We start from the raw sequence: 11,853 nt of genomic DNA, 5'->3' as shown, positions 1-11,853 counted from the left end.
AAATATTTTCATATTTTAGTTTAAATTTTGATGTTATGCGGCACAATGTAGTATCGAAAACAGATATTAGAAATTATGTTCGACAAATGATTGTCGATAAAATTGAAAAACTGGAAAAATATATTGGTTTTACTCTGGAAGCAAGTCGGGATATAAAGAAAACTCCAAAATACGACAGCATCCGGGAAGAAATTCAGGAAGAAGTCTATCGTCTGGATAAGCAAATGTTTGAACTGAAAAGCCTACAAAAAAATATGACTAAGGTCGTAAATTCAACTTTTGATACGGTTCAGCTTGGAGCTTTGGTTTTTACCAATAAAGCAAGGTTTTATATTTCCGTTTCTTTGGGAGAATTTTTCTATGAAGGTGATCGTTTTTATGCTATTTCCCCTGAAAGTCCAATGGCTCAAACTATGATGGGAATGAAATCCGGAGATTCTTTTACGCTCAACAATATTCATCAGGAAATTATAGAAATTTTATAAATACTTTTCTTGTTGTAATTTTGCACCATGAATAAAGCAGAAGTTTTAAAAGAAATTATCGAAAACCGAAAAAGCATTTTCCCGAAAGAGTACACCGAAAAAGATATTCCCGAAAATATTTTAACCGAAATTCTGAATGCAGCCATTCTCGCACCAAATCATAAACGAACAAAACCATGGCGTTTTAAAGTTTTTAAAGGTGAAGAAAAATTAAAATTAGGTACTGAACTTCAAACCATTTACAAAGAAATCACTCCCGAATTTCAATTTCTGCAAAAGAAATACGAAGATATTTTTTTCAAAATAGATAAAGCAAATATTGTCATTTCCATTGTTGTGGATTTCAGCGGATTGGTTCCGGAATGGGAAGAAATTGCAGCAACAGCAATGGCGGTTCAGAATATGTATCTAATGTGTACTGCAAACCAAATCGGTTGCTATTGGAGCTCTCCAAAATTAGTAAATCATCTTAAAGATTCTCTGAAAATTGAAGAAAATCAAAAATGTTTGGGGCTTTTCTATATGGGAAGTTTGGATTAATGTATAAATTTGAAGATGTGATAATGTGATGATAAAAAAACGTCAAATTTCTCATTTTCAAATCATCAAATTGAAAATTTTGTTTATCTTTGCAGCCTAAAATATTTAACCGGGACGTGATCCCACAAATTTCAAATTTATGTCAGTAAAAATCAGATTACAAAGACACGGTAAAAAAGGAAAGCCTTTTTTCCACATCGTGGTTGCAGATTCCAGATCTAGAAGAGATGGTAGATTCATCGAAAAATTAGGAACTTACAACCCAATTACTAACCCTGCAACTATTGAGCTGAATGTAGATTCTGCTGTTAAATGGTTAAACAACGGTGCTCAACCAACTGATACTGCAAGAGCTATCCTTTCTTACAAAGGTGCATTGTACAAAAAACACCTTCAAGGTGGTGTTGCAAAAGGCGCTTTTGATGAAGCTGAAGCAGAAAAAAGATTTAATGCTTGGTTAGAAGCTAAAGAATCTAAAGTTCAAGGTAAAGTAGACGGTTTAGCAAAAGCAAAAGAAGATGCTAAAAAAGCGGCTCTAGAAGCTGAAGCTAAAGTAAATGAAGCAAGAATTGCTGCTGCTGCACAAGCTGAAGCTGATGCAAAAGCTGCTGAAGAAGCTGCAAATGCACCTGCTGAAGAAGTTGCTGCTGAAGCTACTACTGAAGAACCAGCTGCTGAAGCAGAAGGTACTGAAGAAACTCAGGCTTAATTATCTAAAAAAATTACAATGCAGGGACGCGATTAATCGCGTCTTTGTTATTTACAACACATACCTCAAAAAATGAAAAAGGAAGATTGCTATTTTTTAGGAAAAATTACCCGTAAACACGGACTTCAGGGAAATGTAATCCTGAAATTGGATACCGACCAACCCGAATTATACCATAAATTAGAATCTGTTTTTGTAGAAATCAACGGCTTATTGGTTCCCTTTTTCGTTGATAAGCAGCAATGGCAAAAAGCCGATTCCAAAATCATTTCATTTAAAAATTCTACCGAAGCTCTGGTAGAGCAATCAGTAGGGAAAAATGTATTTCTTCCTCTTTCTTCATTACCTCTTCTGAAAGGAAATCAATTTTACTACCATGAAGTTATCGGCTTTGAGATAAAGGATGAAAACAATCAACCTTGTGGAATCATCAAAGAAATAAATGATCAGACAGCACAAAATTATTTCATCTTAAATCTAAACGGAAAAGAAGTGGTAATTCCCATCATCAAAGATTGGATTTTGGAAGTAAACAGAGACGGAAAATACATCCAAATGCAACTTCCGGAAGGACTTTTAGATGTATTTTTGACTGATTCTAAAAAAGACGAGTAACGAACTCGTATTTTTGAGTTTTAGTTTTTTGCTTTTTCGCATTTTTGCTTCATTACAGCTTTTCTTTCAACTGCTCAATCTGTTCATGCATTTTATTGAAAAACATTTTTCGGTCACGATTTCCGGAATTTCCGATAGATTTTGAATTTTTTATCTGATGCTCAAAATAATTTGTAGTGTCTTCACACATGATTTTATCATTAGTCATCATATATCCGAACATATTGAACGGAATAAAATAAGAACTCGTTTTTTCATTTTTAAAAAGAATGCTGTTATTCAGAATCACTAAATCATTATAAAATAGCTGAAAATCAGGATTATTTATCGTTTTATTTTCTATATACATCAACATTTTTTTTAGTTCCTCCAAAATTTCTTCTGAATCTTTTTTGGACAACATCCCAATTTCTGAATAAAACGAAATCTGTCTCAAAATACTTGTAATAGTGCTATCATTCCATATTTCCACTACTTTTTGGTTTTCATAGAGCTCTTTAAGTTTTTCATTTTTAGAAGAAAAATAATCAATAGTAAATGTTTCAAACCTGTCAAAAAATTTATCCTGATTCAGCAAATTCATCCAGACATAAAATTTAAATTTTGACAAAATACTTTGGGAAATGGTATAAAAAAACGGAATATCTTTCGCAGAATAAAACACTTGTGAATTTTCCTTTTCCTGAAAAGCGTTCAATATGTTAAGCGAATTTTCAAAATAATTTAATACATCTTCTGAATTTTTTATGGGCAACGTTCGTTTCACCACTAGTTGATTCTCAGTTCCTAAAAATTGATCCAAAGAAATTTGATAATATTTGGCTAGTTCTACTGCTTCTTCCAGACTGAATTTTGCCTTCATGGAAGTTCTTCTGTGTGCTGCATCATAACTGATATTCAGAATAGTAGAAATTTCATCATTCAATGATACATTGCCAATTTTTCTTCGGATTTCTTTCAGTAATTGCTCCTGATACATTTTTGCGATTTTCACAAATGTACTATTTTTTTTAATTTTTTTCCGCATTCAGATTTGTGTTTTCTGCCGATAATTTTGGATCAGAATTTTAAAATTAATTGTGATGAGAAAACTATTTTTAATTATTGTTATGCTTTTCTGTAGCATTTTAAAAGCTCAGATTGGTAGCGATAAAGACTGGAAAATCATAGCATTGATATTATCTACTAGATTAGAATGTACCTCAATGGATGATAAAGCGTTCCTTTCATTAGGAACAAAAATTCCTTTTAATGAAAAAAATTATGTGAGTTTACGCGGTCATTTTAACTGGTGGAATCTTCCCGGAAGAAAATTCATCGTTATTCCCGAATTAGATTATTTTTATAAGATAGCTTCTTTTGAAGAAGGAAAACCTATCGCTACAAGTCTTTACAGTGGTGCAGGAATATCTCCTTATGCAGTATCTCCAAAATTTGGAATTACTTTCTACCATTTCTTTACGACAGAACTGGGCTATAATTTCGAATATAATGAATATAAACATTTCCCAACCGAAGGTTTCAGATATTCTTTTGGTATCAATATCATTTTCTAAAATCAAAAAAAATGAAAACAGTTCCTTATATTTTAATTGCCATAAGATTTATTTTCGCGCCAATTATTATTTTACTATCCTATTTCAAAGGTGAAAAATCCGGATTTTTAATTTTAACATTAATGTATCTTGGATTATTTACAGATATTTTTGATGGAATTATTGCCCGAAAAGCAGGTGTTTCTTCTGAAAAATTACGAAGATTGGACAGCCAGACCGATTTGGTTTTCTGGCTTTCCATAGGGCTTGCTTCTTATTTTCTGAGTCCAGAACTAATAAAAAACGAATGGAAAGCAATTTCTTTGATCTTTGCAATGGAAACACTTTGTTACGTTGTTAGTATTTGGAAATTTGGAAAGGAAACTTGCACACACGCCTGGCTTTCAAAACTTTGGGGATTGAGCTTATTATTAGCTTTCACATTTTTGATAGGTTTTAATACCGCAAACTGGGCATTTTATGTATGCTTAGTTCTTGGTCTAATTTCACATATCGATGTCATTCTAATCATTTTGATTTTACCGAAATGGCAATTTGATGTACCAAGTTCTTATCATGCATGGAAAATCAGGAAAGGAAAAAATATCAAAAAAACAGTTTTTTTTAATTAAATATTAGACACTTAATTCAAAATTAAAATATGGAAACTCTAAAAATAAAAATCATTTTTGTTTTACTCTTAGCTGTGTTTGGAATATACATTAATGGTCAATTTAAAACAGTTGAAGACAGCCTTGATTACGAAATGAATTACAAAAAATATTATGATTGTAAATACGAGCCGGGAAATGTTTTAATCATTCAGAAAAAAGGAAAAAATATCAATCCCACAAAAAGTTGGAAACCTACAAAAGAAGGATTTGTAATCAGAATAGAAGGCATTTATGATTTGGAATTTTCAGATGGAAAACGATACAGATCCGGTGTCATCAAAAATATTACAAAAGATTCCATCACTATTTCCTCTACAATGAACGAAAATTGTGCAAGATATGAAGGAATAAAATATGAGCTTTTCAGTTATGTTTTAAGAGATATAAAAATTGCCCGATTTATTAACGACAGATCTTTAGGGCTTTTCAGCAGAAAAAAAATTGATGAAGATTATGAAGTTTTTGCATTGAGAGTTGATAAAGCCAAACTATGTCCTGCAGTTTTAACATTTCCCAAACGGAACAACGAAGTAAAAGTCTGCCATTATTATTTAACAGATCAAGGCTATGATATTCTGTATGAAACCAACGGATTTTTAGATTATATGGAATATCCGATTTCTTGGCAATAAACTTTTGATTAAATTATTGATAAATAAAGAAAAACAGGGTTAATCGAATTACGCTGTTTTTTCTTAAATTTGCTCCCATTAATTTTTACAGAAAATTTAATCAACAAATGAAAAAGCAAACCATTAAAGAAATCCTTCAGGATTACAAAAAAGTATTACATCATGACATTACAGTTTACGGTTGGGTGAGAACATTCCGCGCCAATCGCTTTATAGCACTTAATGATGGTTCTACAATTAATAATTTGCAAATTGTTGTTGATTTTGAAAATTTTGACGAAGAGGTTATCAATAAAATCAGTACAGCAGCTTCTCTTAAAATTGTAGGTGAAGTGGTGGAAAGCCAAGGAGCTGGACAAGCTGTAGAGATTTTAGCTAAAAAAATTACGATTTTAGGAGATAACTTTACGGAAGAAAGAGATAAAACAATTCTTCAGCCCAAAAAACACTCTTTGGAAACATTGAGAGAACAAGCGCATTTACGATTCAGAACCAATTTATTTGGGGCGGTTTTCAGAGTGCGTCATGCGGTAAGTTTTGCCATTCATTCATTTTTTAACCAAAATCAGTTTTTTTATATCAATACTCCGATTGTTACAGGTGCAGATGCAGAAGGAGCGGGAGAAATGTTTGGAGTGACCAATTTTGATTTGGACAACATACCAAGAGACGAACAAGGAGGTATAGATTTTTCCCAAGATTTTTTTGGAAGAAAAACCAATTTAACAGTTTCAGGGCAATTAGAAGCAGAAACTGCGGCAATGGGATTAGGAAGAGTTTATACTTTCGGACCTACTTTCCGTGCCGAAAATTCTAATACAACCCGTCACCTTGCAGAATTCTGGATGATTGAGCCGGAAGTAGCCTTCAATAACCTTGAAGACAATATCGATCTGGCAGAGAACTTCCTGAAATATGTGATTCAATATGTTTTAGATAATTGTAAAGATGATCTTGACTTCCTGGATAAACGTTTTGCTGAAGAGCAAAAAGGAAAAACCGAAAAAGAAAGAGCAAAAGAAGGCCTTGTCGAAAAATTGCAGAATGTAGTTGCTAAACGTTTCAAGAGAGTTTCTTATACAGAAGCGATTGAGATTTTATTAAACTCAAAAGAAAATAAAAAAGGTAAATTCCAATATCCTATTGAAAAATGGGGAGCAGATCTTCAATCTGAACACGAACGTTATTTAGTGGAAAAACATTTTGAAAGTCCGGTAGTTTTATTTGATTATCCAAAAGAGATCAAAGCATTTTATATGCGTCTGAACGAAGATAAAAAAACGGTTGCTGCGATGGATGTACTTTTCCCGGGAATTGGAGAAATTATTGGTGGCTCTCAAAGAGAAGAACGTTTTGACGTTTTAAAACAAAAAATGACAGATATGCATGTAGACGAGCATGAACTTTGGTGGTATCTTGATACCAGAAAATTTGGTTCGGTTCCACATGCAGGATTTGGTCTTGGTTTGGAAAGATTAGTGCTTTTCTTAACAGGGATGACCAACATCAGAGACGTGATTCCTTTCCCGAGAACACCGAAAAATGCAGAGTTTTAAAAACTTGAACAAAAATTAAAAGCCTTCAGAAATTTCCGAAGGCTTTTTTATGACAAATATTTTACAGCAAAAATCATGCAAATAATATTTATATGAAAGAAATTCATTAATTTCGTATTAATGAAACTCATCTGAAAAATCTATGCTTAAACAAAATCTTCAACTTAAACTTGGTCAAAAATTAGCGCCTCAACAGATTCAGTTGATGAAACTGATCCAGTTTCATACTTTAGAATTTGAAGAAGAACTGGAACGTGAACTTGAAGAAAATCCTGCTCTGGAAAAAGTGGCTGAAGATGAGAAAGAAACCGAATATGAAGATATGGGAAGTGAGTACGAAGATGAAGGCAATGAAAGCATAGAAACCGATTTTGATGTCAATGAATATCTTTTTGATGATGAGCCTTCTTATAAAACCGCTTCCAGCAATTATTCTGCGGATGATGAAGAATTTGATAATGAGTCTTTATTAACGGAAGGTCAAACTTTGCATGACTATCTTACTGAGCAAATCAGAATGGTAAACATCGAAGATGATGATCTGAAAATTGCAGAATACATAATCGGAAATCTTGATACTGACGGATATTTAAGAAGAGAAATAAAATCTATTGTAGACGATCTGGCTTTTTCCCAAGGAATCTATACCACTCAGGAAAAGGTAAAGGAAATTCTGGAAAATTATATTCAGAAACTGGATCCACCAGGAGTTGGAGCTCGGGATCTACAAGAGTGTCTTCTTTTGCAAATCGAGAAAAAAGTAAGTTCAGACAAAGCTATTTCTTTAGCTGCAAATATTTTGAGACACCAGTTCGATGCTTTAACCAATAAGCATTACAACAAGATCATGCAGAAATATGATGTGGATGAAGAAGATCTTAAAGATGCATTATCAGAAATTTCTCATCTTTCTCCTAAAGTAGGCGGAAATTTTGACACACAAACCATTACCATCAATCAGGAAATTATTCCGGATTTTGTAATTCAGATAAAGGAAAATAAAAAAGGACAATATGAAGTTACTGCCCTTCTCAATAGTAAAAACGCTCCTACATTAAGAATTTCGGAAGAATACAAAGACATTCTTTCCACATACTCGCATGATAAAAATTCTGCAGAACATAAGCAGGCAGCATTATTTATCAAACAAAAATTAGATGCTGCAAAATGGTACATTGATGCTATCAACCAACGCCAGAATACATTACTTCAGACTATTTCTGCAATCGTTAAAATTCAGAAAGAATATTTCATTACAGGTGACGATAAATCTCTGAAACCAATGATTCTGAAAGATGTTGCCGATATTACCGGTTTTGATATTTCTACCATTTCAAGAGTAGTGAAAAGCAAATATGCCGATACTCCAAGCGGAATTGTGTATCTAAAAGATTTATTCTCAGATTCTTTAACTAATGATGAAGGGGAAGAAGTCTCTACAAAAGAGATCAAAACCCACCTTCAGGAAGCTATTGATAAGGAAAACAAAAGAAAACCTTATACTGATGATGCATTAGTAGGAATTTTAAAAGAAAAAGGATACAACATTGCAAGAAGAACGATTGCAAAATATCGGGAACAACTTAATATTCCTGTAGCAAGATTGAGAAAAAAATTATAAAGAAAAACTATTCTTAATTTTCCTGAGAATCCAATTCTTTCAATTGCTTAAGGTTTTTGTCTAATCTTCTCATAATAATTCCGTAGACCAATCTATAATACAACCAAATTAATCCTGTACTGAAAACCAGCGAAAATATCAATCCTATTACAAGAATCCAAAATTTAGAATTACCTAATTCTATATTCTGCATTGAAAGTGCATGAAACATAAAATATGTCAGAATAAGAGTAGTAAAAACAAGGAACAGAATATTAACAAGTATAAAAATATTTACGGTTTTTTTGAAAGTAATGATCTGAAGAATAAACTTTTTAAGATTCGATTCTACATTTATTTTCTTATAGTTCAGATAAAATTTTGCTACAAAGAAAAGAGTAATCACAACACTGAAAACCTTCATTGCAAAATAAAAATTGTTCAGATTATCGTGTATTTCAGTGGTAACGCTTACTCCCATTTTTTCAAGAATATGCACGAAACTATCTCCTTCATCACCTTTGTATAAGTAATAAAAAGAAATTCCTAAAATCAACAAAAATTCGGCAATACTGATCCATAAAATATATTTCACATAATTCCGGGATTTTCTGTTCAGCATACCAAGAATTTCAGTGCTGTCATATTTTGGCTTCACCTCCTGTTGTTGCCAACTTTTCTTAAAATTATCTAAATCAAATTCAGGCATGTTTTTCCATGAGTTCTTTTAGGGTTTTCTTCAGGCGGTTCATTTTCACTCTTGCATTTACCTCCGTTATTCCTATATTTTCTGCAATATCTTTGTAAGGCAAATCATCCAGATACATCATCACAATTGCCCTTTCCACATTGGGAAGCATTTTTATAACTTTATACAGCAGCGAAACTTTTTGCTGCTTTTCATCGTCATCTTCAAGATATTCTTTGTAGTGAAAATCCTGTAGTTCATCCGTTTGTGGAGATTTGGTTTTCTTGCGGAATAAGGTAATTGCCGTATTCAGAGCTACTCTGTACATCCATGTAGAAATTTTGGAATCTCCTTTGAATGAGTCGTAACTTCTCCATAATTGTAACACAATTTCCTGAAACAGGTCTTCTTCATCCTCCAAAGTATTAGTATAGAGCCGCGAAACTTTGATAATCAATCCCTGATTATCCTTTATCAGCTGCGAAAACTCTTTTTCTTTGGAAGACAATTGAATTGTTTTTTGTAAAGCGAAGATATAAAATTTGTATACAAAACTCCTTCTTTTCATTCCTCACTTTTCACTTTTTTAGAAGGATAAAAAAAATACGGAATCCAAGCATTCGGAATACAGCACAAATTATGATGAAATTAATTACTTTTTAATACTTTCGTATATATTTTTTATGATGGATTTTTTTGCAATTGGTCTTATGTCCGGAACCAGTCTTGATGGTTTGGATATTTGCTATGTCCGGTTTTTTGAAAAAGACGGAAGCTGGAATTTTGAAATACTGAAAGCAGAAACTTTTACTTATTCTCCATATTGGGAAAATAAATTGAGAAATGCTTTCTGTCAAAATGCCTCACAAATTCTCGAACTGAATTCGGAATACGGTTTTTATCTTGGAGAAATGGTGAAAAAATTCATTCAGGAAAATTCTATTGAAAATATTGATCTCATTGCTTCTCACGGACATACCGTTTTTCATCAACCGGAAAAAAAATTCACGCTACAGATCGGAGACGGAAGAGCGATAAAATTACTTACTCAAATTCCTGTCATTTATGACTTCCGTTCACAAGATGTTTTAATGGGCGGAAATGGTGCTCCTCTTGTTCCGATTGGTGACGAGTTGCTTTTTCCTGAATTTGATGCATGTCTTAATTTAGGAGGATTTTCCAATATTTCATTTCAAAAAGATGGAAAACGTGTTGCTTTCGATATTTGTCCCGTAAATATAATTCTGAATGAATTTTCAAAAAAATTCGGAAAAGATTTTGATGAAAATGGGGAAATTGCAAAAAAGGGAACTGTTAATATCCATCTTCTGAATCAGCTCAACAATTTAGAATTTTACACAAAAGAACATCCAAAATCTTTAGGAGTAGAATGGCTGGATCAATATGTACATCCCCTACTTTCAGAAGAAAATCCTGAAACAGTACTCGCTACTTTTACGCATCATATTGCTATACAAATTTCGGAAGTTTTCAAAAAAAATAATCTCCGAAAAATTCTAATTACAGGTGGTGGCGCATATAATTTATATTTAATCGAACTCTTAAAAAAACATTCGGATTCAAACATCATTATTCCGAAAAAGGAAATCATTGAATTTAAAGAAGCTCTGATTTTTGCATTTATGGGAATTCTCAGAATGAATGGCAAAAACAACGTTCTGGCTTCAGCTACGGGAAGTTCTAAAGATCATTCCTCCGGAATTATTGTATAAAAAAGGAGCTTTTCAGCTCCCTAAATTTTAAAGTTTTTCAATATTGTCTGTAAGCGAATTGATGAAATTCTGAAGCGGCTTTTCTACCATCATCTTGATGAAAGGATTAAATTTTCCATCAAATAAAAGCTGAACTTCCGTTTGATTTTCATTTAAAGGATTCATTGTTCCTGTTAAAGCAAAATCAAGGCTGGAATTGGCCGATGTCAAAACTACCTTATCATTGGAAACTTCATTAATTTTTAAAGCAATTTCCGGCATTCCGGAAAGTGCAAACTTAAAACCATCTTCAGTACTTTCAAATTTGTTCAGTGAGCTTGGCATCAGATTTTTATAATCTTCTGGTTTTTTCAGCATTTCTACAAGTTCAGAAACCGATTTATTTACAATTATTTTTCTTCCTTCTAAATTCATTTTATATTTTTGTAGTTTATAAAGCCCTACAAATGTATAAAGTTTTCGTGAATGAAAAAAAATTATCCTTAAGCAAATTTCCTGAGGAAGTAAAAAAGAAATTTCATTATGATGATGATATAGCTACTTTAGAAATTGCAATAGATTTGCTCGAAAATACTTCTACTCCGGAAATCCATATCTACCATGAAGATACGGAAAAAATGTGGGGAGATTTTTCGGGAATGTTCCGCATCATTGAAGCTGCCGGTGGAATTGTGGCAAACGAAAAAGGCGAAATACTTTTTATAAAAAGGCTCGGAAAATGGGATCTTCCCAAAGGAAAAATTGAAAAAGGAGAATCTCTGGAAGAGGCTGCTGTACGCGAAATAGAAGAAGAAACCGGGCTAAAAGAAGTTGAAATTCAAAAATTTCTAAATACTACATATCATCTTTATACAGAAAGAAACGGCGATAAAATCCTGAAAACTACCCATTGGTTTTCTATGAAATACACAGGATCGGAAGCTCCCAAACCTCAAATTGAGGAGGGTATTCTTGAGGTTTCTTGGAAAAATGAAGAAAATATTCAGAAAAATGTTTTGGGTAAAACCTTTAAAAATATTGAACTAATACTGAATGAATACTGGAATCCTAATTGATATATTCCAGTACTTTTCCAGAGCAATTCCA

General features: G+C 32.6%; 15 protein-coding genes. 11 read left to right on the top strand and 4 right to left on the bottom strand.

The annotated features are described in order from the left end of the window. The 4 genes from AC2A1C_RS09635 to rimM all read left to right on the top strand — a co-directional run. The coding region (locus AC2A1C_RS09635; protein ID WP_484025499.1) for a hypothetical protein at window positions 1-485 on the top strand (485 nt) is incomplete at its 5' end. A gap of 27 nt (window positions 486-512) precedes the next feature. Then, window positions 513-1,025, top strand: a complete 513-nt coding sequence (locus AC2A1C_RS09630) for a nitroreductase family protein (RefSeq protein WP_484025498.1) — start codon at window positions 513-515, stop codon at window positions 1,023-1,025. Window positions 1,026-1,164: 139 nt separating this feature from the next. Continuing rightward, window positions 1,165-1,734: a 30S ribosomal protein S16 gene (locus tag AC2A1C_RS09625; RefSeq protein WP_484025497.1), complete on the top strand. Its 570-nt coding sequence runs from the start codon at window positions 1,165-1,167 to the stop codon at window positions 1,732-1,734. Between the two features lie 72 nt (window positions 1,735-1,806). Beyond that, the gene (gene rimM, locus AC2A1C_RS09620; protein ID WP_484025496.1) at window positions 1,807-2,349 is read left to right on the top strand and encodes a ribosome maturation factor RimM; all 543 of its coding nucleotides are present in this window, start codon (window positions 1,807-1,809) and stop codon (window positions 2,347-2,349) included. A gap of 52 nt (window positions 2,350-2,401) precedes the next feature. Here the strand turns inward: rimM and AC2A1C_RS09615 are convergent, their stop codons facing one another. Beyond that, the gene (locus AC2A1C_RS09615) at window positions 2,402-3,343 is read right to left on the bottom strand and encodes a helix-turn-helix domain-containing protein (RefSeq protein ID WP_484025495.1); all 942 of its coding nucleotides are present in this window, start codon (window positions 3,341-3,343) and stop codon (window positions 2,402-2,404) included. Between the two features lie 88 nt (window positions 3,344-3,431). Here AC2A1C_RS09615 and AC2A1C_RS09610 point away from each other — a divergent pair, with 88 nt between their 5' ends. From AC2A1C_RS09610 to rpoN, 5 genes are all read left to right on the top strand, one after another. Further along, window positions 3,432-3,905 carry a hypothetical protein gene (locus AC2A1C_RS09610; protein ID WP_484025494.1) on the top strand — a complete coding sequence of 158 codons (474 nt, stop codon included), beginning with the start codon at window positions 3,432-3,434 and terminating at the stop codon, window positions 3,903-3,905. An 11-nt stretch (window positions 3,906-3,916) separates the two neighbouring features. Beyond that, window positions 3,917-4,516, top strand: a complete 600-nt coding sequence (locus tag AC2A1C_RS09605) for a CDP-alcohol phosphatidyltransferase family protein (protein WP_484025493.1) — start codon at window positions 3,917-3,919, stop codon at window positions 4,514-4,516. A gap of 29 nt (window positions 4,517-4,545) precedes the next feature. Further along, complete coding sequence (locus AC2A1C_RS09600) at window positions 4,546-5,190, top strand: hypothetical protein (protein WP_484025492.1); 645 nt, start codon at window positions 4,546-4,548, stop codon at window positions 5,188-5,190. Between the two features lie 107 nt (window positions 5,191-5,297). Further along, a complete protein-coding gene (gene asnS / locus AC2A1C_RS09595; protein ID WP_484025491.1) occupies window positions 5,298-6,746 on the top strand; it encodes an asparagine--tRNA ligase in 1,449 nt (482 codons plus the stop codon). A 142-nt stretch (window positions 6,747-6,888) separates the two neighbouring features. Then, a complete protein-coding gene (rpoN, locus tag AC2A1C_RS09590) occupies window positions 6,889-8,367 on the top strand; it encodes an RNA polymerase factor sigma-54 (protein WP_484025490.1) in 1,479 nt (492 codons plus the stop codon). 13 nt (window positions 8,368-8,380) lie between these two features. On the opposite strand, the gene AC2A1C_RS09585 is transcribed toward rpoN, so the two are convergent. Next, window positions 8,381-9,055: a beta-carotene 15,15'-monooxygenase gene (locus AC2A1C_RS09585; RefSeq protein ID WP_484025489.1), complete on the bottom strand. Its 675-nt coding sequence runs from the start codon at window positions 9,053-9,055 to the stop codon at window positions 8,381-8,383. Then, window positions 9,048-9,542, bottom strand: a complete 495-nt coding sequence (locus tag AC2A1C_RS09580) for an RNA polymerase sigma factor (protein WP_484025488.1) — start codon at window positions 9,540-9,542, stop codon at window positions 9,048-9,050. Before AC2A1C_RS09580 ends, AC2A1C_RS09585 begins: the two co-directional genes overlap by 8 nt. A 175-nt stretch (window positions 9,543-9,717) precedes the next feature. On the opposite strand from AC2A1C_RS09580, the gene AC2A1C_RS09575 reads away from it, so the two are divergent. Next, the gene (locus AC2A1C_RS09575; protein ID WP_484025487.1) at window positions 9,718-10,767 is read left to right on the top strand and encodes an anhydro-N-acetylmuramic acid kinase; all 1,050 of its coding nucleotides are present in this window, start codon (window positions 9,718-9,720) and stop codon (window positions 10,765-10,767) included. A gap of 27 nt (window positions 10,768-10,794) precedes the next feature. On the opposite strand, the gene AC2A1C_RS09570 is transcribed toward AC2A1C_RS09575, so the two are convergent. Then, window positions 10,795-11,181 (bottom strand): SRPBCC family protein, encoded by a 387-nt coding sequence (locus tag AC2A1C_RS09570; protein ID WP_484025486.1) that lies wholly within the window; start codon window positions 11,179-11,181, stop codon window positions 10,795-10,797. 32 nt (window positions 11,182-11,213) lie between these two features. Here AC2A1C_RS09570 and AC2A1C_RS09565 point away from each other — a divergent pair, with 32 nt between their 5' ends. Beyond that, the gene (locus tag AC2A1C_RS09565) at window positions 11,214-11,822 is read left to right on the top strand and encodes an NUDIX hydrolase (RefSeq protein ID WP_484025485.1); all 609 of its coding nucleotides are present in this window, start codon (window positions 11,214-11,216) and stop codon (window positions 11,820-11,822) included. Window positions 11,823-11,853 lie beyond the last annotated feature (31 nt).

The organism is Chryseobacterium sp. HNCC26DJ241 (assembly GCF_057180505.1).
Note: the sequence above shows the minus strand (reverse complement) of the source record. Positions and strands in the feature narration are given on the sequence as shown.